At 72.1% G+C, this 24,142-nt stretch carries 19 protein-coding genes and 1 riboswitch; of the genes, 3 read left to right on the top strand and 16 right to left on the bottom strand.

Annotated features, from left to right (window positions below; genetic code table 11):
• Nucleotides 1–110: 110 nt before the first annotated feature.
• The 7 genes from gcvP to EV190_RS08360 all read right to left on the bottom strand — a co-directional run bounded on the left by gcvP (nt 111) and on the right by EV190_RS08360 (nt 9,822).
• Nucleotides 111–2,990: an aminomethyl-transferring glycine dehydrogenase gene (gcvP, locus tag EV190_RS08390; protein WP_133740901.1), complete on the bottom strand. Its 2,880-nt coding sequence runs from the start codon at nt 2,988–2,990 to the stop codon at nt 111–113.
• 100 nt (nt 2,991–3,090) lie between these two features.
• A riboswitch (glycine riboswitch) is annotated at nt 3,091–3,191 on the bottom strand.
• A gap of 112 nt (nt 3,192–3,303) precedes the next feature.
• Complete coding sequence (locus EV190_RS08385) at nt 3,304–3,915, bottom strand: MerR family transcriptional regulator (protein ID WP_133740900.1); 612 nt, start codon at nt 3,913–3,915, stop codon at nt 3,304–3,306.
• A 201-nt stretch (nt 3,916–4,116) separates the two neighbouring features.
• Nucleotides 4,117–4,587 (bottom strand): bifunctional nuclease family protein, encoded by a 471-nt coding sequence (locus EV190_RS08380; RefSeq protein WP_133740899.1) that lies wholly within the window; start codon nt 4,585–4,587, stop codon nt 4,117–4,119.
• Nucleotides 4,588–4,892: 305 nt separating this feature from the next.
• Nucleotides 4,893–5,438 carry an FHA domain-containing protein gene (locus EV190_RS08375; protein WP_133740898.1) on the bottom strand — a complete coding sequence of 182 codons (546 nt, stop codon included), beginning with the start codon at nt 5,436–5,438 and terminating at the stop codon, nt 4,893–4,895.
• Between the two features lie 303 nt (nt 5,439–5,741).
• Nucleotides 5,742–8,240 carry a mannose-1-phosphate guanyltransferase gene (locus tag EV190_RS08370; RefSeq protein WP_133740897.1) on the bottom strand — a complete coding sequence of 833 codons (2,499 nt, stop codon included), beginning with the start codon at nt 8,238–8,240 and terminating at the stop codon, nt 5,742–5,744.
• Nucleotides 8,241–8,371: 131 nt separating this feature from the next.
• Complete coding sequence (locus EV190_RS08365; protein WP_133740896.1) at nt 8,372–9,061, bottom strand: CDP-alcohol phosphatidyltransferase family protein; 690 nt, start codon at nt 9,059–9,061, stop codon at nt 8,372–8,374.
• Between the two features lie 86 nt (nt 9,062–9,147).
• The gene (locus EV190_RS08360) at nt 9,148–9,822 is read right to left on the bottom strand and encodes a gamma-glutamyl-gamma-aminobutyrate hydrolase family protein (protein ID WP_133740895.1); all 675 of its coding nucleotides are present in this window, start codon (nt 9,820–9,822) and stop codon (nt 9,148–9,150) included.
• 360 nt (nt 9,823–10,182) lie between these two features.
• Between EV190_RS08360 and EV190_RS08355 the strand changes: the two genes are divergently transcribed.
• Together EV190_RS08355 and EV190_RS08350 are read left to right on the top strand one after the other, a co-directional pair.
• Nucleotides 10,183–12,375 carry a carbon starvation CstA family protein gene (locus EV190_RS08355; RefSeq protein ID WP_208113110.1) on the top strand — a complete coding sequence of 731 codons (2,193 nt, stop codon included), beginning with the start codon at nt 10,183–10,185 and terminating at the stop codon, nt 12,373–12,375.
• Nucleotides 12,372–12,599 carry a YbdD/YjiX family protein gene (locus EV190_RS08350; RefSeq protein ID WP_133740894.1) on the top strand — a complete coding sequence of 76 codons (228 nt, stop codon included), beginning with the start codon at nt 12,372–12,374 and terminating at the stop codon, nt 12,597–12,599. The genes EV190_RS08355 and EV190_RS08350 overlap by 4 nt, the downstream gene beginning before the upstream one ends.
• A gap of 61 nt (nt 12,600–12,660) precedes the next feature.
• Here EV190_RS08350 and thyX read toward each other — a convergent pair whose 3' ends face one another.
• From thyX to EV190_RS08340, 3 genes are all read right to left on the bottom strand, one after another.
• On the bottom strand, nt 12,661–13,458 hold the full coding sequence (thyX, locus tag EV190_RS08345) for an FAD-dependent thymidylate synthase (RefSeq protein WP_133740893.1): 798 nt from the start codon (nt 13,456–13,458) through the stop codon (nt 12,661–12,663).
• A gap of 129 nt (nt 13,459–13,587) precedes the next feature.
• Nucleotides 13,588–13,728 (bottom strand): GPGG-motif small membrane protein, encoded by a 141-nt coding sequence (locus tag EV190_RS23345; RefSeq protein WP_243742455.1) that lies wholly within the window; start codon nt 13,726–13,728, stop codon nt 13,588–13,590.
• Nucleotides 13,729–13,866: 138 nt separating this feature from the next.
• The gene (locus EV190_RS08340; protein WP_133740892.1) at nt 13,867–16,059 is read right to left on the bottom strand and encodes an anthranilate synthase component I; all 2,193 of its coding nucleotides are present in this window, start codon (nt 16,057–16,059) and stop codon (nt 13,867–13,869) included.
• Nucleotides 16,060–16,339: 280 nt separating this feature from the next.
• Between EV190_RS08340 and EV190_RS08335 the strand changes: the two genes are divergently transcribed.
• On the top strand, nt 16,340–18,625 hold the full coding sequence (locus tag EV190_RS08335; RefSeq protein ID WP_133740891.1) for a HelD family protein: 2,286 nt from the start codon (nt 16,340–16,342) through the stop codon (nt 18,623–18,625).
• 141 nt (nt 18,626–18,766) lie between these two features.
• Here the strand turns inward: EV190_RS08335 and EV190_RS08330 are convergent, their stop codons facing one another.
• From EV190_RS08330 to EV190_RS08305, 6 genes are all read right to left on the bottom strand, one after another.
• The gene (locus EV190_RS08330; protein WP_133740890.1) at nt 18,767–19,756 is read right to left on the bottom strand and encodes an aldo/keto reductase; all 990 of its coding nucleotides are present in this window, start codon (nt 19,754–19,756) and stop codon (nt 18,767–18,769) included.
• Nucleotides 19,756–20,151: a MerR family transcriptional regulator gene (locus EV190_RS08325; RefSeq protein ID WP_133740889.1), complete on the bottom strand. Its 396-nt coding sequence runs from the start codon at nt 20,149–20,151 to the stop codon at nt 19,756–19,758. The genes EV190_RS08330 and EV190_RS08325 overlap by 1 nt, the downstream gene beginning before the upstream one ends.
• 34 nt (nt 20,152–20,185) lie before the next feature.
• Complete coding sequence (locus EV190_RS08320) at nt 20,186–20,848, bottom strand: TetR/AcrR family transcriptional regulator (RefSeq protein WP_133740888.1); 663 nt, start codon at nt 20,846–20,848, stop codon at nt 20,186–20,188.
• Between the two features lie 4 nt (nt 20,849–20,852).
• On the bottom strand, nt 20,853–21,905 hold the full coding sequence (locus tag EV190_RS08315) for an acyltransferase (protein ID WP_243742436.1): 1,053 nt from the start codon (nt 21,903–21,905) through the stop codon (nt 20,853–20,855).
• Between the two features lie 159 nt (nt 21,906–22,064).
• Nucleotides 22,065–22,787 carry a hypothetical protein gene (locus EV190_RS08310; RefSeq protein ID WP_133740887.1) on the bottom strand — a complete coding sequence of 241 codons (723 nt, stop codon included), beginning with the start codon at nt 22,785–22,787 and terminating at the stop codon, nt 22,065–22,067.
• Nucleotides 22,788–22,836: 49 nt separating this feature from the next.
• Nucleotides 22,837–24,069 (bottom strand): acyl-CoA dehydrogenase family protein, encoded by a 1,233-nt coding sequence (locus tag EV190_RS08305; RefSeq protein WP_133740886.1) that lies wholly within the window; start codon nt 24,067–24,069, stop codon nt 22,837–22,839.
• Nucleotides 24,070–24,142: the final 73 nt, after the last annotated feature.

The following is a 24,142-nucleotide window of genomic DNA, read 5'->3' as shown; positions in this document are numbered from 1 at the left end:
CACACCCTGTCACATCACGACGACACTTTCCCAACCGCTCTTCTTCCTACCCCGTTCACGGGCACACGCGGCGCCGCCCGTCCGCGAAGGGGCGGCGCCGCCGTGTCCGGCTACTCCCCGAACGCCTCCGGCGGGGGGCAGGCGCAGACCAGGTTGCGGTCGCCGTAGGCCTGGTCGACGCGGCCCACCGGAACCCAGTACTTGGACCGGCGCAGGCTCGGCAGCGGGTACGCCGCCTCGGCCCGGGTGTAGGCGTGCTTCCAGTCGTCGGAGGTGAGCTCCTCCGCGGTGTGCGGGGCGTTCTTGAGCGGGTTGTCCTCGCGGTCGTAGGAGCCCTCGGCGACCCGGTCGATCTCGCCGCGGATGGCGATCATCGCGTCGACGAAGCGGTCCAGCTCGGCGAGGTCCTCGCTCTCGGTCGGCTCGATCATCAGGGTTCCCGGCACCGGGAAGGACATGGTGGGCGCGTGGAAGCCGTAGTCGATGAGCCGCTTGGTGACGTCGTCGTTGGAGATCCCGGTCCGCTTCTGCAGGCCCCGGATGTCGATGATGCACTCGTGCGCCACCAGGCCGTTCGCGCCGGTGTAGAGCACCGGGTAGTACGGCTCCAGCCGCTTCGCCACGTAGTTCGCGGCCAGCACGGCCGTCTCGGTGGCCGCGCGCAGGCCCTCCTCCCCCATCATGCGGATGTAGGCCCAGGAGATGGGCAGGACGCCCGCCGAGCCGAACGGAGCCGCCGCGACCGGGCCCACGCCCGCGTAGGGGCCCGCCTCGGTCTGGTTCGGGTGGTTGGGCAGGTGGCCGGCCAGGTGCGCGCGCACCGCCACCGGGCCCACGCCCGGACCGCCGCCGCCATGCGGGATGCAGAAGGTCTTGTGCAGGTTGAGGTGGCTGACGTCCGCGCCGAACTCGCCGGGCTTGGCCCAGCCCACCAGGGCGTTCAGGTTGGCGCCGTCCACGTACACCTGGCCGCCCGCCTCGTGCGTCAGGCGGCACACCTCGGTGATGGTGTCCTCGTACACGCCGTGCGTGGAGGGGTAGGTCACCATGAGCGCCGCGAGCGCGTCACCGGCCTTCCCGATCTTGGCGCGCAGGTCGGCAAGGTCGATGTTGCCGTTGTCGTCGCAGGCCACGACGGAGACCCGCATGCCCGCCATGACGGCGCTGGCGGCGTTGGTGCCGTGCGCGGAGCTGGGGATCAGGCAGACGTCGCGGCCCTCCTCCCCGCGCGCCCTGTGGTACCCGCGGATGGCCAGCAGCCCCGCGAACTCCCCCTGCGACCCGGCGTTGGGCTGCAGGGACACCGCGTCGTAGCCGGTGACCTCGGCCAGCCACCGCTCCAGGTCGCGCACGACGCGGACCAGCCCGGCCGCCTGGTCCAGCGGCGCGAACGGGTGCAGGCCGGCGAACTCGGGCCAGGTGACGGCCTCCATCTCGGCGGTGGCGTTGAGCTTCATCGTGCACGACCCCAGCGGGATCATGGTCCGGTCCAGTGCCAGGTCCTTGTCCGCCAGGCGCCGCATGTAGCGCAGCAGCGACGTCTCGCTGCGGTGCGTGTTGAAGACCGGGTGCTCCAGGTAGTCCACCTCCCGGACCAGTCCGGCGGGCAGCGCCGCGCCGGACGCCGCCGGGCTCACGGCCCCCTGGGCGCCGAAGGCGCGCAGCACCAGGGCGACGTGCTCGGGCGTGGTGGTCTCGTCGCAGGAGACGCCGACGGTGTCCTGGTCCACGGGGAACAGGTTGACGCCCAGCTCCCGCGCCGCCTCGACCACCGAGGAGGCCCGGCCGGGCACCCGCACCCGCAGGGTGTCGAAGAAGGAGTCGGTGAGCACCTCCGCGTCCAGGGCGCGCAGGCCCTCGGCGAGTGCGGCGGTGCGCTCGTGCACCCGCTCGGCGATCGCGCGCAGCCCCAGCGGCCCGTGGTAGACGGCGTACATCCCGGCCATGACCGCCAGCAGCACCTGCGCGGTGCAGATGTTGCTGGTCGCCTTCTCGCGGCGGATGTGCTGCTCGCGGGTCTGCAGGGCCAGGCGGTAGGCGGGTCTGCCCGCGGAGTCCACCGAGACGCCGACCAGGCGGCCGGGGAGCTGGCGCTGCAGGCCCTGGCGCACCGCCATGTATCCGGCGTGCGGGCCGCCGAAGCTCATGGGGACGCCCAGGCGCTGGGTGGAGCCCACCGCGATGTCCGCGCCCAGTTCGCCGGGGCTGCGCAGCACCGTCAGGGCGAGGATGTCGGCGGCGACCACGGCGAGCGCGCCGCGCTCGTGCGCGGCCTCGATGACCGGGCGCGGGTCGCGCACGGCGCCGCCGGCGGCCGGGTACTGCACGAGCACGCCGAAGACGTCGCCCTCGGGCAGGCCCTGGGACAGGTCGGCGACCACCACGTCGATGCCCAGCGGCTCGGCGCGGGTGCGCAGGACCGCCAGGGTCTGGCCGAACACGTCGGAGTCCACGACGAAGGTGGAGCTCCCGCCCTTGGTGGCGCGCCTGGCCAGGGTCATCGCCTCGGCGGCGGCGGTGGCCTCGTCCAGCAGCGACGCGCCCGACACGGGCAGCCCGGTGAGGTCGGCGACCACGGTCTGGAAGTTCAGCAGCGCCTCCAGGCGCCCCTGGGAGATCTCCGGCTGGTAGGGGGTGTAGGCGGTGTACCAGGCGGGGTTCTCCAGGATGTTGCGCGTGATCACCGGCGGCGTCACCGTGCCGTAGTAGCCCTGGCCGATCATGGAGACCAGCACGCGGTTGCGGTCGGCCAGCGCGCGCAGTTCGGCGAGCGCCTCGGACTCGCCCGCGGCCTCGGGCAGGTCCAGCCGCGCGGGGACGCCGGGGGCGGACAGGATGCTCTCCGGTACGGCCGCCGCCATCAGCTCCGCCGTGGAGGCGTGTCCCACGGTCCGGAGCATCGCGGCGCGGTCGTCCGGCTCGGGACCGATGTGCCGGTCGGCGAACAGCGCGGCGGGGGCGCGGAGCGGACGGACGGGCTGGTCAGGCATTCGGAGACCTCCTGGTCGCTGGGCCGACGAGCGGCTTGCTCCTGGTCTCCCCCTCTGTCACTCACGGCTGCGCCCACGCGCTCCGTCGTGTTCCAGAGTGCCTATCCACACGGTCCTTGGTGCCTGAGAGGTTACTGGGGAGTCTTGCCCCGTCGGCGCCCTGTGCAGCCTCGGCTGCGGGGTCTCTCCCGTGCGGTGTCAAACGGCTGCGGGCCGGGCCCGCAGCCCCATCGTACTGAACTGCGCTTTTCGGTACTCGACGACCTATACGAGACACGGGTCACACGCCGCGCGCTCCGCCCCGTTCACCCGTTCACCCCGTGCGGCGCTGGCGGCGGCGCCGGGCGAGCTCGTCTCCCGGGTGCGGGTCCGCCGAGCGCGCCTCGTCCTCGGACAGGGCCTCGCCGCGCAGTTCACCCAGGCTGCCCTCCAGCTCGCGCCAGACGCGCCCCAACGCGATCCCGAACACTCCTTGGCCGCCCTGCAGCAGGTCCACGACCTCGTCCGGCGAGGTGCACTCGTACACGCTCACGCCGTCGCTCATCAGGGTGATCTGGGCCAGGTCCGCGGTCCCCCGCCGACGCAGGTGGTCGACCGCCGTGCGGATCTGCTGGAGGGAGATACCGGTGTCCAGCAGCCGTTTGACGACCTTGAGGACGAGGATGTCGCGGAAGCTGTACAGGCGCTGCGCGTCGCCCTTCTCCGCGGACACGCCGACGCTCGGTTCGACCAGCTTGGTCCTCGCCCAGTAATCGAGCTGGCGATACGTGATCCCCGCGGCCGCGCAGGCCGCGGGACCTCGGTAACCGACGTCCATCGGCAGCCCCACTACGTCCTCTTCGCACAGCAGGCCCTGCTCACCGGCCAACCGAACGGCTGACCTCCTGTGGTCGGAGGCTTGCTGCTTGCCGCTGATAACCGCCACGCCGAACCTCCGGCTCCTTGGCCTGCGGCGGTTTGACAAGGGGAGATAACGCGTGACACCGCAGGTTGCTTCACCAATGACGGTAAGCCGGTGGCATGGACAGCGTCAACGACAGCCCCCGGCGCGTCGCGCACGGTGTTTGCCGGGTTGGCCCGCCCGCCCGGCTCCGCGCGGCGCGGACGGCCGGCCCGGCGCACGGGATCAGGTCGTCCGGCCGAAGTCCTCAGGGGTGATGTTGTCCAGGAACGCGCGAAAACGCTCCACTTCGTCCTCCTGCTCGTCCGGGATCGGCACCCCGGCCTCCTCGATCACGTCCTCGCGCGCGTAGATGGGCGTGCCGGTGCGCAGCGCCAGGGCGATCGAGTCCGACGGCCGGGCGCTGACCTCCACGCCGTTGGAGAACACCAGCTCGGCGTAGAAGATGCCGTTCTCCAGCGCGGTGATGTTCACCGTGGCCAGGGTGGTGTCCAGGGCCTCCAGCACGTCGCGGAAGAGGTCATGGGTGAGTGGGCGTGCGGGTTTGACGCCCTGCTGCGCCAGAGCGATCGCCGTGGCCTCCACCGCGCCGATCCAGATGGGGAGGTAGCGTTCCCCGTCCGTCTCCTTGAGCAGGACAATTGGTTGGTTGGCGGGCATCTCGACTCGGACGCCGACGACCTCCATGTGCTTCACTGCGGCTCCGTCCCACGACTCGTCGCGTTCGGAGGGGCACACGCCAGAGTGCGCTCTGCTCCGTTCTTCACGGTACACCGCCGGGACTCGCCCACACCTGTCCAGGGCATGACCGCCAGCGGTCCTCCCTAACAAGGCTCTCCGGCTTGGGGACCGCGCAAACCTGGGGCGGGGGCGCTCTCGGACCGGTCCCGGCCCTGCGGCGGTCCCGGCGCCGGCGCCGTCCGAACGGACACGGCACCGGCGCCGGGACCGGCGGGGACGCTCCCCACGGGCCGGGCGCCCCGACGGCGTCGGCGGCGGGGTCAGCCCCGCCGCGGGTTGGTCAGCAGCACCAGGCGGAACTTGCCGATCTGGACCTCGTCGCCGCCGCCGAGCTCGGCCTCGTCTATCCGCTCCCGGTTGACGTAGGTTCCGTTCAGGCTGCCCACGTCGCGGACCCCGAAGGATCCGCCGCGCCGGTAGAACTCCACGTGCCGACGGGAGACCGTCACGTCGTCCAGGAAGATGTCGCTGTTGGGGTGGCGCCCCGCGGTGGTGACGTCCTTGTCAAGCAGGAAGCGGCTGCCCGCGTTGGGGCCGCGCTTGACCACCAGCAGCGCGGTGCCCGCGGGGAGCGCGTCCACGGCGGCCGCGTCAGGGCCCACCTCGTCGGTGCCGTCGGCCTCGGCCTCCAGGGCCTGGATACCGCTGATGGAGATCGTGGACGTCGTCTCGCCGACGTGATCGCGGCGCTCGCGCGGCTGCGGCGCGTCCCCTCCGGACTTGCTGACGGGGGCACCGCAGTTGGAGCAGAAGCGGGCATCATCCGCAACGGCGTGACCGCACTGCGTGCAGTAAACGCTCGACATAGGTCGGCTCGGCCTCCTACCGCACGGGGCGGTCCTTGTTTCGGTTCGGTGAGTCACGGGTCTTTGGAAACTGCGTTGTCCGACCTCCGCGTCAGGTCGGGCACCCTACACCTTCCCATCCCCCGTAATCGCCCCTTTTTCACCATCTCTTACACCAGGAGCACTCGACTCTAAACCATATCCGCACGGCATCCGCACCTACGCCGTGCTGGAAGTCCTCTCCCGTTTCCGTCCGGGATCGGACGCCGCGGACAGCGGGAGCGCGGGTCGGCGCAGCTCCGCCGCCCCGCGCTCCCGCTCAGGTCAGCCCTCCGCCCGTTCGACCACGGCCGCCCACTCCTCGAGCAACCGCTGGGCGGTGTCCCCGTCGGGGCCCTCGGCCCACAGGTGGGTGACCGCCTCGGCGGTGTCGGGCAGCACCAGCGCCCAGGACCCGTCGGGCTCGATCACCCTGACCCCGTCGGTGGTGTCGATCTCGCGGCCCTGTGCGGCCTCGACGACCTCGCGCATGACGCTGCCCTTGACCGCCCAAGGGGTGGGAACCGAACGGCGCAGCAGGTGCGCCTGAGGGATCCTCTGGTCGATCTGGCTGAGCGACAGCTTAGTGCGTGCCACCAGTCCGACCAGGCGTACGAATGCGGCGATTCCGTCGCTGGTGCGGGAGAACTCCGGCAGGATGAACCCGCCCCGGCCGTCGGCGGCGAACACGATGTCGTCCGCCAGCGCGGCCTTGGTGAGCTCGTCCGTGGCCGTGGGCGTCCACTGCACCTGGACGCCGTGGAAGTTGGCGACCTGCTCGGCGACCCGGGTCGTGGTGACCGGCAGCGCCACCCTGCCGCCGCGCCGCTCGGCCGCCACCAGGTCCAGGACCACCAGCAGCGCCCGCTCGTTGTCGACCAGCTCGCCGTTGCCGTCGACCAGCTGCAGCCGCTCGGCCACGGGGTCGAACCGGACCCCGAAGTCGGCCCGGGACGACGCCACCAGCTCGCCCAGGCGCTGCAGGTCGCGCATCTGCCTGGCCAGGGTGTCGGTGGGCGACGCCTCGTCGAGCCGGTTGTTGACGGTGAGCACCTCCGCGCCGATCCGGCCCAGCAGCGACGGCAGGATCAACGATCCGGTGCCGCCCGCGCAGTCCACCACGACCTTGAGACCGGCCTCGTCCACCCCCGAGACGTCGACGCGCCGCAGGATCTCGTGCGCGTAGACCTCGACGTCCCTGGAGGGGAAGGAGAGCTCGGCGATCTCGCCGGGGAAGGCCCTGCGGTACTCCTGCCGGGAGAACACCCGCTCCAGTTTGCGCTGGGCGGCCGGGGACAGGTCCGCTCCGCTGGAGTCGAGGAAGACGATGTCCACCGACTGCGGGTCGCCCGGTGTGGTGCGCAGCGCGATCCCGCCGCTCACCCCCGACTGGGAGGTGTGGAAGCGCGCCATCGGCAGCGGCGCGGCCTCCAGGTCCAGCACGTTGATGGCCCCCGCCGTGAGCGCGCTGATGACCGCGCGCTTGAGCGCCCGCGCGGCCCGGGACACGTCCCGGGAGGTGGTGACCACCGCGCCCTTCTTGAGGGTGGTGGCGTACGCGCTGGCCAGGCGCACGGCGAGTTCGGGGGTGATCTCGACGTTGATCAGCCCGGACACGCCGCGGGGTCCGAACAGCGAGCGCTGCCCCTTGGACTCCCAGATGACGTTGGTGTTGACGACCGCGCCCGCCTCGATCGTCTTGAACGGGTAGACCTTGATCCCGTTGGCGAGGTAGGCCTCGGACTCGATGACGCACTCTTCACCGACGACCGTGCCCTCCTCGACCCGGGCGCCGGTCATGATGTCGGTGTTCTTGCCGATGACGCAGCCGCGCAGGTTGGTGCCGGTGCCCACGTACACGTTGTCGTGCACCACGGCCCGGTGCAGGAACGCCTCGGAGCGCACCACCACGTTGCTGCCCAGCACGGTGTACTCGCGCAGTTCCGCGCCCGCCTCGACCTTGGCGTAGTCGCCGATGTAGAGCGGGCCCTTGAGGACCGCGTCCACGTCGACCTCGGCGCCCTCGGCGATCCAGATCCCCGGGGACACCTCGAAGCCGTCGATCTCCACGTCGACCTTGCCCGAGAGCACGTCGGCCTGGGCGCTCAGGTAGCTCTCGTGGGTGCCCACGTCCTCCCAGTAGCCGTCGGCGATGTAGCCGTACAGAGGCGCGCCCGCCTCCAGGAGCCTGGGGAAGACGTCGCTGGACCAGTCGACGTTCTCGCCCGCGGCGACCTGGTCCAGGACCTCGGGCTCCATGATGTAGATGCCGGTGTTGACGGTGTCGGAGAAGACCTGGCCCCAGGTCGGCTTCTCCAGGAACCGCTGCACGCGGCCGTCGTCGTCGACGATGATGATCCCGAACTCCAGCGGGTTGGCGACCCGCTTGAGCCCGATGGTGACCATCGCGCCGTTCTCCCGGTGGAAACGCACCATGTCCGAGAGGTCGATGTCGGTGAGCGCGTCGCCGGAGATGACGATGAACGGCTCTCCCTTGAGGTGCTCCTCGGCGTTCTTGACGCTTCCGGCGGTGCCGAGCGGCACCTCTTCGGCGACGTAGCGCAGGTTCATCCCGAGCTCCTCGCCGTCCCCGAAGTAGTTCCGGATCAGGGTGGCGAGGAACTGGACGGTGACGACCGTGTCATCGAAGCCGTGCCGTTTCAGCAGGCGGAGCACGTGCTCCATGATCGGCCGGTTGACGACCGGCAGCAGTGGTTTGGGCTGGTTGGCGGTCATAGGGCGAAGACGGGTGCCCTCTCCGCCGGCCATCACGACGGCCTTCATCGCGGCCACCTCCAAGCCCCGGGGGATGTTCGGCGAACCGCCATGGCGCGGGGTCTCATGGTGGGGATGTCGCTCCCTTCATAGTCGCGAGGCGGTGGCCCGGAGTCACCGGCCGCGCGGCGGGCGTGCCCTCACGCCTGTGCACCGCGTTCGATCGCGTCGGGATCACCGACCGGCTCTTCTTCCGTCCGCGCCCCGGGCCGGGTCCCGGCCGCGGGGGCGTGGTCAAGGGTCCGGCTTTCTGCGATCAGCCGGAGCCCCTGGACCGTGTACAGCAATCCGGCCCACCAGTAGATAGCCGTTCCCCAGATCGCGAAAGCCCAACCCACGATTTGCGCCACATAACCGACAGTTCCCGAATAGCCCGCCAGGAACAGCAGCGGAAAGGAGTAGAGCAGGCACAACGTGGCGGCCTTGCCCGCGAAGTTGACCGGGAGTGGTCCGTAACCGTAGTGCCGGAGGATCGGCAGCGCGCCGACGATGAGCGCGTCGCGCAGGACCAGGATCGCCATCAGCCACCACGGGACGACGTCCCGCACGACCAGACCCAGCAGCGCGGCGAAGATGTAGAGCCGGTCCGCCATCGGGTCCAGCAGCGTGCCCAGGCGGCTGGTCTGGTTCCAGGCCCGGGCGATCTTGCCGTCGAGCCAGTCCGACAGCCCGGCCAGGGCGAGTACCGCCAGAGCCCACAGGTCGGCCCGGGGGCCGAGGACCAACCACAGGAACAGCGGTACTCCGAGCAGCCGCACCATGCTGATCACGTTCGGGACCGTCCATACCCGGTCCGCCGCGGAGTCCCCGACGTCCGTCGAGACCGCCATGTTCACCTCCCCGTTTCCCCTGTCCCGAGCCTACCGGGGCAACGATACGGGAGAGGCCGCTGCCTGCCCGGACGCCGTCCCGCGGCTCAGGACCCGGCCCGGGCCACCAGCGTCTCGAACAGGCGGCGGTCGCCGCCCTCCTCGGGCCGCCAGCGCACCCCGACTCCGAAGGGGTGGCCCGCCACCTCCAGCGCCTCCACCGCCTGGGACCCGTCCCAGGCGACCGGCGCCAGTCCGGCGCCGACCCGGTTGACACCGGGGCCGTGCGCGCGGCGCACCGAGGCGTGGTCGCCCAGGACCCGGCCCAGGGCGCTGGTCGCGCTGATCGTCACGTCCGTGTCGGCCAGGCGGGAGGGGGCGCCGTGCTCCTGGTCGGGCAGCAGGGTGCCGCCCGCCGCGATGTTCAGGACCTGGACTCCGCGCTCGATCGCCAGGAACGGCCGTCCCGCGGCCATGGCCGCGCGGACCAGCGCGATCTCGAACCGGTCGCGCCGCGGGTCCGGGTCGGGGTCGCCGGAGGGGGACTCGGGGCCGCCCGCCCCGGCGCCCACGGGCGCGCCGGTGGTGAACACGAACCCGTCGAAGCGCTCGGCGAGGTCGGCGATCCCGCGCGGGTGGACGGGGGCCAGCACGACGGGCAGGCCCCCGGCGCGGTCGACCTCTCGCAGGAACGGGGTTGCCACGATCGAGGCCTCCCTGACCCAGTCCCCCCAGCGCGCCGGTTCGAGGTGACTCGTGATCCCGATGAGCGGACGGGCCATGCGTCCTCCTGAGGCTCCTGAGGTGGGGGTGGTGACGGCGCCAGAATCCTATTGCCGGATCCGTCCCGATTGAACCAATAGCACTGTTGGCACCGGTTTATCGGTTTGCCGCGATCCTACGATCCCGTCCGCGCCCGCGCGGGGGTTTCCGCCGGTTCGCGTCCCGGAGCGGACCCGCCGGCCAGGGGCCGGGGCCCTCCGGCGGCGCGGACCGTACGCGGCTCCGAAACGGTCTACTCTCTGTCTCCAACCCCCCCGAATGCAATCACTTCCAGTAGTGATCGGTGACACGCCGAGTGAGAATATGTTTCAATCACCCGGTTGATCACAGACGCTCCCAGAAGACAGAGGGGGACCAACGTGTCGAGTACCAACCGCACGGTCGAACGGGAAGCGGCGCCGCCACCGCGCTGGACTCCCGCACGCATCGCCGTCTGGGCGGCCGTGGCCGTGGTCGGGGCCGCCGCGTGGGGCGTCGTGGCCCTGTCCAGGGGCGAGGAGATCTCGGCGGCGTGGCTGATCTTCGCCGCGCTCGCCTCGTACGCGATCGGGTACCGCTTCTACGCGCGCTTCATCAGCTACCGCGTCCTGCGCGTGGACGACACCCGGGCCACGCCGGCCGAACGGATCAACAACGGCACCGACTTCCACCCCACCGACCGCCGCGTGCTCTACGGCCACCACTTCGCGGCCATCGCCGGGGCCGGACCGCTCGTGGGCCCGGTGCTGGCCGCCCAGATGGGCTACCTCCCCGGGACCCTGTGGATCATCATCGGCGTGATCTTCGCCGGGGCCGTGCAGGACATGGTGGTGCTGTTCTTCTCCATGCGCCGCAACGGCAGGAGCCTGGGCCAGATGGCGCGCGAGGAGATCGGCCCCGTCGGCGGCGTGGCCGCGCTGGTCGCCGTCCTGGCCATCATGATCATCCTGCTGGCGGTCCTGGCCATGGTGGTGGTCAACGCGCTGGCCGACTCCCCCTGGGGATCGTTCTCCCTGATCATGACGATCCCGATCGCGCTGTTCATGGGTTGCTACCTGCGCTACCTGCGGCCGGGACGGGTCATCGAGACCTCCCTGATCGGCGTGGTCCTGCTGCTCGCCGCCATCGTGGCCGGCGGGTGGGTGGCCGCCGACCCGTTCTGGTCCGAGGTCTTCCTCTTCACCCACAACGAGCTGACCATCGGCCTGGTCGTCTACGGCTTCGTGGCGTCGGTGCTCCCGGTCTGGCTGCTGCTGGCCCCCCGCGACTACCTGTCGACCTTCATGAAGGTCGGGGTGGTGGCGCTCCTGGCGGTATCCATCATCGTGTCGATGCCGGTCCTGCGGCTGCCCGCCTTCACCGACTTCGCCTTCAACGGCGAGGGGCCGGTGTTCGCGGGCGCGCTCTTCCCGTTCGTCTTCATCACGATCGCCTGCGGCGCGCTGTCGGGCTTCCACGCGCTGATCTCCTCGGGCACCACGCCCAAGCTGATCGAGAAGGAGTCCCAGGTCCGGATGATCGGCTACGGCAGCATGCTGACCGAGTCGTTCGTCGCCGTGATGGCGCTGATCACCGCCTGCGTCATCGACCCGGGCGTCTACTTCGCGATGAACATGCCGGCCGGCGCGCTGGGCGACTCCGTGACCAGCGCGGCCGCGGCGGTCAACCAGCTGGGCTTCACCGTGTCCCCCGAGACCCTGCAGTCGACCGCCGACTCCATCGAGGAGAGCAGCGTCCTGGCGCGCACCGGCGGCGCGCCGACCTTCGCTCTCGGCGCCGCGCAGATCTTCTCCTCCCTGTTCGGCGGGCAGGCCATGATGGCCTTCTGGTACCACTTCGCCGTCATGTTCGAGGCCCTGTTCATCCTCACCACGGTGGACGCGGGCACCCGGGTCGGCCGCTTCATGCTCCAGGACACCCTGGGCAACGTCTACAAGCCGATGCGCGACATCACCTGGAAGCCCGGGCTCTACCTCACCAGCGCGCTGGTCGTGGCCGGGTGGGGGTACTTCCTGTGGGCCGGGGTGAACGACCCTCTCGGCGGCATCAACCAGCTCTTCCCGCTGTTCGGGATCGCCAACCAGCTGCTGGCCGCCATCGCCCTGGCCGTGTGCACGACGCTGCTGATCAAGTCGGGGCGGGCCCGGTACGCCTGGATCACGCTCATCCCGCTGGTCTGGGACGCCGTCGTCACCCTGACCGCCAGCTACCAGAAGGTGTTCTCCACCGACCCCGCGATCGGCTTCTTCGCCCAGCGCGCCCGGTACGCCGAGGCCCTCGCCGCGGGCGAGACCTCCCTGGGCACCGCGCAGACGGTGGAGCAGATGGAGAAGGTGGTGGTCAACACCACGGTCGACGGCGTCCTGAGCATACTGTTCGCCCTGCTCATCATCGTGGTCCTGGCGGACGCCTGCCGCGTGTGGGTCAAGGCCCTGCGGGCGGGCGGCTCGCTGCCCACCAGCGAGGAGCCCTACCAGCGCTCGACGCTGTGGGCGCCCTCGGGGCTGATCCCCACGAAGGAGGAGCGCGAGATCGCGGCGGCCCGTTCCGGAGAGGGGGCGGCGGCCTCATGACGGACACGCGGACCGGGCGGGTCCGGCGGGCCCGCGCCACCGTGGCCGCGGCGCTGGCCCAGGCGTGGCACATCGCGCGCGGCGTGGCGGGCGAGCACGCGTACGAGATCTACCTGGAGCACCACGCCCGCACCCATCCGGGGGTCCCCCCGATGGGCGAGCGCGAGTTCTGGCGCCGGCACGTCGACCGGGGCGACACCGAGCCGGGCAGCCGGTGCTGCTGAGCTCTTCGAACGGACGAGGCGCGGGCCCCGGGTGACCCGGGGCCCGCGCCTCGTCCCGCGGTCAGACCTTGCGCCACTTGGGCTCCCAGGCGCCGTCGACGACCTCGTAGTCGCCGAACAGCGCGGGCGCCTCCTTGACCATCACCTCGCCGATCCTGTTGAACAGCAGGCGGATCTCCTCCTCGGCGCCCGGGGCGGTGCGCGCCTCCAGGGTGTGCCGCAGGGTGCGCACGTTCGCCGTCCACACCAGGCCGGTGGCCACGCCCTCGGGCGCGAAGCGGCGCATGAAGGAGGTGCGGTGCTTCTTGACCGCGAAGGGCACGCCTTCCTCGTCGAGGCCGAAGTGGTCGGCCATCCAGTACTGGAACTGCTCCATCTGCTCCAGCAGCTCGGTGGCGCGCCCCATCAGCTCGGGGTCCTCCTGGGCCCACTCGGGGAACCAGAACGGCAGGTCGGTCAGCCGCACGAACCGCAGCGACTCCTGCGAGACCGCCACACCGGGCCGGTGCCGGATCAGCTCGTGGGTGAGGACCCGGGAGACGTTGTGCAGCACGAAGCTGAAGCTGACGTGCTCGAGCACCGAACCGTGCAGGCTCGCCAGGATGTTCGACAGGTAGGCGTCCTGGTCGGTGCGGACCCGGGAGACGTTGGGGTTCAGCCCGGGCTCCCACGAGCGGTAGCACAGCCGCCCCGCGAACTCGGCCAGGTTCTGCGGGTCGTTGAGGGTGTTGTCGAGGTCGCCGCGGTCCAGGCGCTCCAACCAGCTGGTCCCGCCGACGTCGGCGAGGTAGCGGGCGATCTCGTCGTAGTCCAGCTGCGGCCGCGCGACCAGGTGGACCTCGGGCTCGACGCTCTTCACCGGTTCTGTTCTCCCTGCTCGGTCCGATGCTTGCGGCCCCGGCGCGCACGGGGGCGCGCCAGGGCCGTCGTCGAACCTAGCACCCGGCGGGAGCCTCTCGGAGGCGGGGCCGGGGAGCGGGCCGGGGGGTCAGAATCCCACGAAGCTGCTGGGGGCCAGGATGACACCCACGACGATGAGGACGATCCCCCACAGCATCTGCTTGCGGAGCAAGGCCATGACACCGGCCACGATCAGCACGATTCCAAGGATCAGAAGAAGAACGCTCAGTATACTCATGGCCTTGCGACTGCCCTGGAGTCCGGGGGGAAAACGGACCACGTTCGATGTCCTGGGAAACAGCAGGTCAAAAGGGCCGAAAGAACGGGCGCCGGCCATTGACAGGCGCCCGTCCGCCTCCGGCGCGGGTCAGCCGCGCGCCAGGCGCAGCACGGTGGCCACGATCCCCTCTCCCACCGGGGCCGTCAGGATCGACTCGGGGTGGAACTGCACCGCCCAGCGCCTGGCGGAGGGGTCCTCGATCGCCATCACGACCGGTTCGCCCCCGTCCTCCACCACGGCGGTGACCGCGAAGCCCTTCACCCGGTCCGGGGTGGTGTAGGTGGAGTGGTAGCGGGCCGCGGTGAAGACGCCGTCCCGGCCCGCCCCGGCCAGCAGCTCGCCGCCCTCGACACGGACCCGGCCGGGCTTGCCGTGCACGGGCTCGGCCAGGGTGAGCAGTTCGCCGCCCGCGTGCTCGACCATCGCCTGCAGGCCCAGGCACACGCCGAAGACCGGCAGGGAGCGGGCGTCCAGCTCGTCCAGCAGCGCGCTCATCGCGAAGTCCCCGGGCAGGCCGGGGCCGGGCGAGAGCACCACCAGGTCCGGCGCCATCCGGTCCAGCAGGGCCGGGTCGAAGCCGTGGCGCACCGTGGTGACCTCGGCGCCGTGCCTGCGCACGTAGTCGGCCAGGGTGTTGACGAAGGAGTCCTCGTGGTCCACGAGCAGCACCCGCATCCCCGCGCCGACGGGCTCGGGCGCGGCGGCGTCCTCCGCTCCCGCGGCCTCCCCCTCCTCCCCCGTGTCCTCGGCGAGGGTCTCCAGCAGCGCGCGGGCCTTGAGGAAGGTCTCGCGCTCCTCCGCGTCGGGGTCGGAGTCGTACAGCAGGGTCGCGCCCGCGCGCACCGCGGCCACGCCGTCGCGGATGTGCGCGGTGCGCAGGGTCAGACCGGTGTTCATCGAGCCGTCGAAGGAGACGACGCCCACGGCGCCGCCGTACCAGCGCCGGGGGGCGCTCTCGTGCTGCTCGATGAAGCGCATCGCCCAGGTCTTGGGGGCGCCGGTGATGGTGACCGCCCACATGTGGGTGAGGAAGGCGTCGAGCGCGTCGAACTCGGCGCGCAGCGTGCCCTCGATGTGGTCCACGGTGTGGATGAGGCGGCTGTACATCTCGATCTGGCGGCGGCCGATGACCCTGACGCTGCCGGGCTCGCACACCCGCGACTTGTCGTTGCGGTCGACGTCGGTGCACATGGTGAGTTCGGACTCCTCCTTGGGGGAGGACAGCAGCTCCTTGATGTTGTCGGCGTCGCCCACGGCGTCGGTCCCGCGCTTGATGGTCCCGGCGATCGGGCAGGTCTCCACCCGCTGCCCCCGGCCGGGGCGGCCCGAGACGCGCACGAACATCTCGGGGGACGCGCCGACCAGGTACTCGCCCTCGCCGAGGTTGAAGAAGAACTCGTAGGGGGCGGGGTTGCGCTCGCGCAGCCGCTCGTAGAAGCGCGCCGGGGAAGCGCACCTCCCGTAGATCCGGTGGCTGGGCACGACCTCGAACAGGTCGCCTCGGACGAACCTCTTCTTGGCCTCGGCCACCACCTCGGCGTAGGAGCCGGGCTCGGGCGGCGCGGGGACCTCGGCGTCGACCACGGCCGGGGTGGGCGCGGTGGTGCGGGGCAGGCCGCGGGTGGCGGCCTCGTCTCCGCCGGTCAGGGCGGCGGGGACGGTGAAGTCGTAGGAGTAGCGCACGCAGGTCTCGCGCTTGCGGTCGCGCACGATGATCTCGTCGGGCAGCTGGAGGACGAGGTCGCGGTCCTCGGGGTCGCGGTCCAGCACCTGCTCGATCGGCTCGAACTGGAAGGCCAGGTCGTAGCCGAAGGCGCCGTACAGGCCCAGGTGCGGGTCCCCCTCGTGGAAGAACAGCGCGACCAGCGAGCGCAGTGCCGAGAACACGCTGGGGCGGCGGCTGCGCTGCTCCTCGGTGAAGAACTCGTCCTCGGCGGGCTCGGGAACGGCCACCTCGACGAAGCCGTCGCGCTCGGCCACGCGCTCGCCGTGCCCGGCCAGAACCCCGGCCACCAGGTCGAACAGCACCCGCCCCCGGTCGTTGAGCGCGGTGGCGCTGATCCGGCGGCCCCGCGCGGCGACCTCCAGGCACGGGTCGACGTACCCCAGGTGCCAGCGGCTGTACCGGCCCGGGTACTCCATACCCGAGGAGAGGACGCCGCCGCGCCGGTGCTCCACGCTCTTGACGAGTTCGGTGAGCACGTCGGGGTGGCAGGGGGCCGCGGTGCGGTGCACGGTGACACCGCCGCCGGTCGGATAGGAGTATGAGGTCTCGTCCACGGGCCGTCCTTCGGGTGGCTGAGCGGCGCGAACCCCGAACCCGCGGACAAACGCGAACGACCGCCGGTGCGGGCGGTCGCTGGTCAGTTGGGGAATGCGAACCAGAAGCGCCGCCTAGGGGCGGCGCCACCACTGATTCCGGGTCAGGGCAGGTCGCATGAGAAGGAGTGTAGCGCGTGCCTCGCGGGTTCATGGACCTCTGGGAGCACTGTTAGGCTACGACATCCGAGAAAAAGAAACAGGCCATAAAAAGCCTGATAATAGGAGTCTATCAAAGACCATGGAGCTCCGTCAAACTGAGCAGCCCGGGAGTGCCCGGTCCGCCGCTCTGGCCGCCGAGCAGGGCTACGTCTCCACGCTGTACGCGCGGCTGGACGTGGTGCGCGCCGAGGCCGAGCAGGCGCTGCGCGAGGCGCACGGCAGAGGCGGGACGGGGACCCGCCAGGCCCGCATCGAACGCGAGGTGACAGCGGACGAGCAGGCGCGGCGCCTGGCCCGGCTCTCCGGCGTGGAGCGGGGGCTGTGCTTCGGCCGCATCGACCATCGGGGAATCGACGGGGCCGCGGGCGAGACCCTCTACATCGGGCGGATCGGGCTGCGGGACGCCGACTACGAGCCGCTGCTGGTCGACTGGCGCGCCCCCGCGGCCGGGCCGTTCTACGCGGCCACCCCCAACACCCCCGGCCCCCTGGTCCGCCGCAGGCACCTGCACACCCGCGACCGCCGGGTCCTCGACATCGACGACGAGGTGTTCGACCTGGACGGGCTCACCGAGTCCGACCGGCGCACCCTGGTCGGCGAGGCCGCGCTGCTGGCGACGCTGCGGCGGGGCCGGACCGGGCGGATGAGCGACGTGGTGGCCACCATCCAGACCGAGCAGGACCGCGTCATCCGCTCGGGCCTGGCCGGGGTGCTGGTGGTCCAGGGCGGCCCCGGCACCGGCAAGACGGTGGCCGCGCTGCACCGCGCGGCCTACCTGCTCTACACGCACCGCCGCGCCCTGGAGCGCCGCGGCGTGCTGGTGGTCGGCCCCAACCCCACCTTCCTGCGGTACATCGGACAGGTGCTGCCCTCGCTCGGCGAGACCGACGTGGTGCTGTCCACCCTGGGCGGGCTGTTCCCCGGCGTGTCGGCCACAGCGGCCGAGCCGTCGCACCAGACCGCGCGCGTCAAGGGCGACACCCGCATGGCCGAACTGATCCGCGCCGCCGTGCGCGGCCGCCAGCGCGCGCCGCGCCGGGGCGTCCGGGTGGAGACCGACGGCATGGTGCTGCGGGTCGGCGGCGCGGCCTGCCTCAAGGCCCGCGACCGGGGGCGGTCCGGCCGCCGGCCGCACAACCTGGCGCGCCGCGCCGTGGCCAGGGACCTGCTGAACGCCCTGGCCCGGGACCAGGCCCGCCAGCTCTCGCGGCCGCTGGACGACGAGGACCTCGCCTACGCCCGGTCCGCGCTGTGGGAGGAGGACGCGGTCCGCGCGGCGATCGACGAGGTGTGGCCGTTCCTGACCCCGCAGCGGCTGCTGCGCGAGCTGTTCGCCTCCCCCGACGCGCTGCGCTCGGCCGCTTCGGGCAAGGCGGGACTGTCCGAGGCCGAGCAGCGGGCGCTGCTGCGCGACCCGGCCGCCGAGTGGACGGTCGCGGACGTGCCGCTGCTGGACGAGGCCGCCGAACTGCTGGGCGAGGACGACTCCGCGGCGCGGGCGATGGAGCGCGCGGCCGAGCGGGAGCGGCGCGCGGAGGAGCGGTACGCCCAGGGCGTTCTGGAGATCACCGGGCTGTCCGGGCAGGGCTTCGTCGACGCCCGCACCCTCGCCGAGCGCAACCGCGACGCGGGGCCCCTGCTGACCACCGCCGAGCGCGCGGGCGAGGACCGCGCGTGGGCGTACGGGCACGTGATCGTGGACGAGGCCCAGGAGCTGTCGGCGATGGCCTGGCGCATGGTGATGCGCCGGGTGCCCACCCGGTCCATGACGGTGGTCGGCGACGTCGCCCAGACCGGCGACCCGGCGGGCGCTCGCTCGTGGGGGCAGATGCTGGACCCGTACGTCAAGGGCCGCTGGCGCGAGGAGCGGCTGCTGGTCAACTACCGGACCCCGGCGGAGATCATGGAGGTGGCCGCGGACGTCCTGGCGGAGGTCGCCCCGGAACAGGAACCGCCGGAGTCGGTCCGCGACGGCGAGGCGCCGCCGCGCGCGGTGCGGGTGGGCGAGGGCCGCCTGGAGGCGGAGCTGCCCGCGCTGGTGGCGGGCGAACTCGCGGCGGCCGGCGAGGGCCGCCTCGCCGTGATCGCCCCGACCGTCCGCCTGGCCGAGATCCGCCGCGCCCTCCCCGACGCTGCGGTGGGCGCGGGGCCCGGGACCCTGGAGTCGCCCGTGGCGGTGCTGACCACCACCCAGGCCAAGGGGCTGGAGTTCGACGCGGTCGTGGTGGTCGCCCCCTCGGGCGTCATCGCCCAGTCCCCCCAGGGCGGCCACGACCTGTACGTCGCGGTCACGAGGGCGACGCGGCGGCTGACCGTGGTCCACGAGGGCCCGCTCCCCCGAATGCTGGAACGGCTGCGGGCCTAGGGAAACTCCGTCGCGGGGGTGTTCGGCGCTCTCTCCGGTGATCGTGACCTTTCCGGGGTCTCAGAGACGGTTGAGACCCCGGAAAGGTCACGATCACCGGGAGGAACGGACATCGCCGGCGACGGACCGGTTCCGGCGGCCTCAGCCCGCGGCGTCGAGGAGCTCGCGCTGCTCGGCGGTCAGGTCCAGGTCGACCGCGGCCAGCGCCTCGTCGACCTGGGCGACGGCGCTGACCCCGACCAGCGGGATGATCGGCGTCTCCCCGCCCATCAGCCAGGACAGCACCACCTGGTTGGCGGTGGCCCCGGTGGCCGCGGCGACCTCGCGCAGGGCCGCCATCCGGGCCGGGGTCCCCGGGTGGTCGTAGGGCCGGGAGAGCTCGGCCTCGCGGTCCGCGCGCGTGTAGGCGCCGTACAGCAGGGACGTGTAGACCACCAGCGCCAGCGGACGCCCGTCGCGGTTCTCCTGGGCGACGTAGTCCAGGTGCTCGGAGGAGGCGTGCGTGTGGCCCGCCTCGGGGAGCGGGATGTCGAACCGGGGCTGCAGGTAGCTGTACCGGTGCTGGGCCACCTCGTAGCGGGGCCAGCCGCGGGCGTCGCTGAGGGCGCGGGCCCGCTCCAGGCGCCAGGGCCGGTGGTTGCTCGCTCCGAGGAGGCCGACCTCGCCCTCGCGGACGAGCCCGTCCAGGACGCCCAGGGTCTCCTCCAGCGGCACCGACCGGTCCTCGATGTGCGGGTAGACCAGGTCGAGGCGGTCCACGCCGAGCCGCTTGCGGCTGCCCTCGACGGCGGCGCGCACCGCGTCCGCGGACAGGCCCTCGGCGTCCTCCAGCCCCGCGCCGGAGGTGCGCGGCTGGGCGCCGAACTTGGTGGCGACGACGACCTCGTCGGTGATGCCCCGGGCGGCCCGCCAGCGGCCGATCACGGCCTCGCTCTCGCCTCCGTCGAAGCCCTCGACCCAGAACTGGTAGTTGTTGGCGGTGTCGACGAAGTTGGCGCCCAGCTCCACGAAGCGGTCCAGGACGGCGAAGGACTCCGCCTCCCCGACCTGGCTGCCGAGTTTCATCGCGCCCAGGCAGATCGCGCTGACCCGCAGGCTCCGGTCCCCGTCTCCGATGGTGGTGTACCGCATCAGCGTGTCTCCTCCAGTTCGGCCCCGCGCTCGGCGAGGACCCCCTTGTAGTACTCGATCTTGTGCCGGATGGCGTCCTGGCGCCGGCGCAGCTCGCCGATGCGCTCGGTAAGCCGGGCGTCGTGCTCCTCGAGGACGTCGACGCGGGTCGGGACGGTGTGGTCGCCGTCGCGGACGAGTTCGGCGAACTCGCGCAGCCGCGCGATGGGCATGTCGGTGTCGCGCAGGCAGCGCACGAGGTCCAGGAGTTCGACGTCGCCCCCGCGGTAGCGGCGGTGCCCCGAGGGGCCGCGCTCCACTTCGGTGAGCAGCCCCTCGCGCTCGTAGTACCGCAGGGTGTCCAGGCTCATCCCGAACCGCTCGGACACCTCGCCGGGTGTGTAGTAGTCGGCCATGCCCCAAAGGATGGGACCTGGAGTGCGCTCCAGGTCAAGTCCTGCCGGACGAACCGTTCCCCCCGGACGGGCCGGCCTTCCCGGAGATCGCGCCCACGACCGCTCCGGTCAGGTCCCCGACGACGTCCTCGGCCTCGACCTCGGGGTGGTCCAGCCACCACTCCCCCGCGGCCCGGACCATGCCGACGACGGCGTGCGCCACGACCTGGGCGCGCACGGGGTCGGTGACGTGGCCTTCGACGACGAGCATCTCGGCGAGCTCCTCGCAGAGGCGGCGCACCATCATGCCGACGTCGCCCCGGGTGCGCGGGTCCTCGGCGGTGGCGCGGTGCATCAGGAAGCGGTAGAGGTTGAGGTTCCCGCTGATCATCCCGAGGTAGGCGCCCACCGTGGCGCGGGCGCGCGCCCGCAGGCCGGCGCGGCCGTGCAGCTCGGCGCGCACGCGCTCCATGAGCGGGTCGACGTGCCGCTCGGCCAGCGCCCGGTAGAGCCCGCTCTTGTCGCCGAAGTGGCGGTACAGGATCGGCTTGCTGATCCCCGCCCGGGCGGCGATCGCGGTCATGGGGGCGTCGGGGCCGTCGCGCTGGATGACCTCGTCGGCCGCGTCCAGGATGGCGCGGCGGCGCCGGGGGTCGCGCCCGCGGACGGCCCGTCCGCCCGCCGCCGACGGGGAGGGCGGTGCGGGATCAGGGCTCACACCGTCAAACGGTAGCGCGCAGCCCGGGTATCCGGCGCAGGAGCGCGGTGACGGCGAAGCTGACCACCAGGACCGCGAGCGTCTGGCCGAGCACGGTGGCGACCATGGCGACCGGGTGGTCGGGGATTCCCGTGAGCGAGCGCAGTTCGCGCAGGACGATCAGGTGCACGAGGAAGACGCCGAAGCTCAGGTCCGACACCGCCTTGAGGCGGCGGCGGGCCGGGCCGGTGTCCCGGTCCCCGGCGGTGAAGCGCGGCCAGCGCGAGCCGAGCTGCTGGAACAGCAGGAACACCGCGACGGACATGGCCATGACGGTCGGCGAGAGGTAGTCGTAGGTGTAGGCGGCCTGGGTGTTCCACTCCTGGTGGCTGATCGCGACGGCGCCGACCAGGGCGACGGTGGCGGCGGTACTCGCGGCGAAGAGCCCCGCCACGGCCCAGGTGCCGCGCCGGGAGAGGGTGGTCTCGCGCAGCAGGTAGCCCAGGACGTAGTAGCCGACGAACGGCAGGAACCGGGTCACCGCGTTGGGGGAGCCCGCGCCGTCGAAGTCGCTGATCAGCTGGTCGGCCATGCCGAGCGCGGACATGAGGGCGGCGAACCACCACAGGGTCCTGGTGGTGGCGTGCTGGGTGATGACGCGCAGGAACGGCGTGAGGGCGTAGAGCCCGGCGAGCACGAACAGGAAGTACAGGTGCGTGGCGGGACTGCCGGAGAGGACCCGGCTGAGCGCTTCGGGCCAGTCGATGGACCGCTCGTGGAACAGGTCGACGGCGAGGTAGAAGGCGCTCCACGCGAGCAGGGGGAGGCCGATGCGGGAGAAGCGCCGCTGGTAGAAGGAGCGCAGCCCCTCGCGCCGGGGGGCCAGCAGCAGCGCTCCGCTGATCATGATGAAGACCGGCACGCACCAGCGCACCAGCGAGTCCACGACGTTGCCGGTCCACCAGGTCACCGAGCCCAGTTCGGTGTAGTCCCAGGTGACCACGGGGGCTACGGCGTGCAGGAGGACCACGGCCACCATGGCGGCGACCCGGGCGATGTCGAGCCAGACGGTCGCCACCGGTGTGCCAGTGGCCGACCTGGGGGTTTCACTCCGCTGCTCGTAACGGGCGGGGGAGTTCACAGCCATGGGGGGACCCAGTCCAATCGTCGACGACAGGCTCTCTGAGATCTTACCGTTACCGGATTCCCATGTTCTTCCCAGAGAAACGGCGAAGATTCACCCTGTCGCGATCGTGATCCAGACGGCTTCGGCCCGGGCGAGCTCGGTTCCGTCCGCGTCGTAGAGAGTACTGGCCGTGAAGACCTTGCGACCCTGCGCGCCCAGCAGGCGGCCCACCACGACGTACCGGTGGTCGGCCTCGGGCAGCGCGCGCACGGCCGCGGTCATCTGCCCCAGCAGCATCGGGCGGCCGGTGATGTCGCTGGACCAGCCGCCGGGGCAGTCCAGCGCCGCCCACACCGTCTCGGGTCCCGTGTCCCCCGGGGCCGGGGTCCACGAGCACGCCACCGTGGCGCCCGTCGGGTCGGTCGCCACCGGTCCGGCGAACAGCCGCAGCCCGTCGCCGGCGACCCGGTCGGGCCCGCACACGAAGCAGGCCGGGAAGGGGTGCCCGGCGCGGCCGCGGAAACCCGCCTGGGCGCGTTCGGCGAGACCCGGCGCGACCGGTTCGACGCGCTCCCCCGGCCCCGGGGCGGGCCCGGCCTCGGCGACCTGCGTGTCCCCCAGCTCCAGGCGGACGCCGCCGTCGGGCTCCCGGCGCACCGCCATGGGGGTCTCCAGCGGCGGGGGCGTGCGCAGCCGGACGCGGACCGCGGGCGCGCCGACGTACGCGGCGAGCCGCCCGGAGACGTAGCCGCCGTTGGCGGATCCGGGCGGGCCGTTGAACCGGGCGGCGACGGTGAGCGGGGCCAGGGCGTCCTGGGTCAGTTCCTCGGGCATGGGCCCAGGGTAGGACTCGCGCCCCGGCGGCGGGAGTCCCGGGAGGCCCTCAGCGGACCGGCAGGCCGGTGACGCTGCGGCCGATGATGAGGCGCTGGATCTCGCTGGCACCCTCGAAGATGGTGAAGATGGTGGCGTCGCGGTGCCAGCGCTCGACGGGGTAGTCGCGGGTGTAGCCGTTCCCGCCGAGCACCCTGATGGCGTTCTGGGTGACCCAGGTGGCGGTCTCGCTGGCGAACAGCTTGCTCATGGACCCCTCGGCCTGGGCGAAGTCCCTGCCCTGGCGGGCCATCCACGCGGCCCGCCACACCAGCAGGCGGGCCGCGTCGATGCGGGTGGCCATGTCGGCGAGGGTGAACGCGACCGCCTGGTTGTCGCCGATCGGCCTGCCGAACTGCTCGCGCTCGCGGGCGTAGTCGCGGGCGTACTCGAAGGACGCGCGGGCGCAGCCCACCGCCATCGCGCCGACCGCGGGGCGCGACGCCTCGAACGTCTTCATGGCCGCCTGCCCGCCCGAGCTCCGGCCCTCCCGGGCGCGGGCCAGCCGCTCGTCGAGCTTCTCCCGCCCGCCGAGCAGGCAGCGGCCGGGCACCCGCACGTCGTCCAGGACCACCTCGGCGGTGTGCGAGGCGCGGATGCCGTGCTTGCTGAACTTCTGCCCCTGGGACAGGCCCCTGGTCCGGGGCGGGACGACGAAGCTCGCCTGGCCGCGCGAGCCCAGCTCCGGGTCGACCGAGGCCACGACCACGTGCACGTCGGCGATGCCTCCGTTGGTGGCCCAGGTCTTGGTCCCGTTGAGCACCCACTCGTCGGTGGCCCCGTCGTACACCGCGCGGGTGCGGATCGCCCCCACGTCGCTGCCGGCGTCGGGCTCGGAGGAGCAGAACGCGCCCAGGCGCACGTCGTCGGGGGTGCCGAACATCTGCGGGACCCACTCGAACAGCTGCTCCTGGGTGCCGTTGGCGCTGACCGCCACGGCCGCCAGAGTGGTCCCGGTCAGCGCCAGCCCGATCCCGGGGTCGCCCCAGAACAGCTCCTCGTAGACGACGGGGATCGCCACCCCGCTGGGCTCGAACGACTGGTTGGCGAAGAAGTCCAGGGAGTAGAGCCCGATCCTGGCGGCCTCCTCCAGGATCGGCCAGGGCGTCTCCTCGCGCTCGTCCCACTCGGCCGCGGCGGGGCGGACGACGTCGCGGGCGAACCCGTGCACCCAGTCGCGGATCTCGACCAGGTCCTCGCCGAGGTCCAGGCTGAAGGGCGCGGGCGCGGCGGCTTCGGTCATGTCGGTGTGCCCTTCGGAGGGGGGACATCAGGTGCTACCAACGGTAACAGCAGTCCGGGACAACGGACCGGCA

This window comes from Actinorugispora endophytica, assembly GCF_004363075.1.
Classification (GTDB): domain Bacteria; phylum Actinomycetota; class Actinomycetes; order Streptosporangiales; family Streptosporangiaceae; genus Actinorugispora; species Actinorugispora endophytica.
This window is presented reverse-complemented; position numbering and strand designations above follow the sequence as displayed.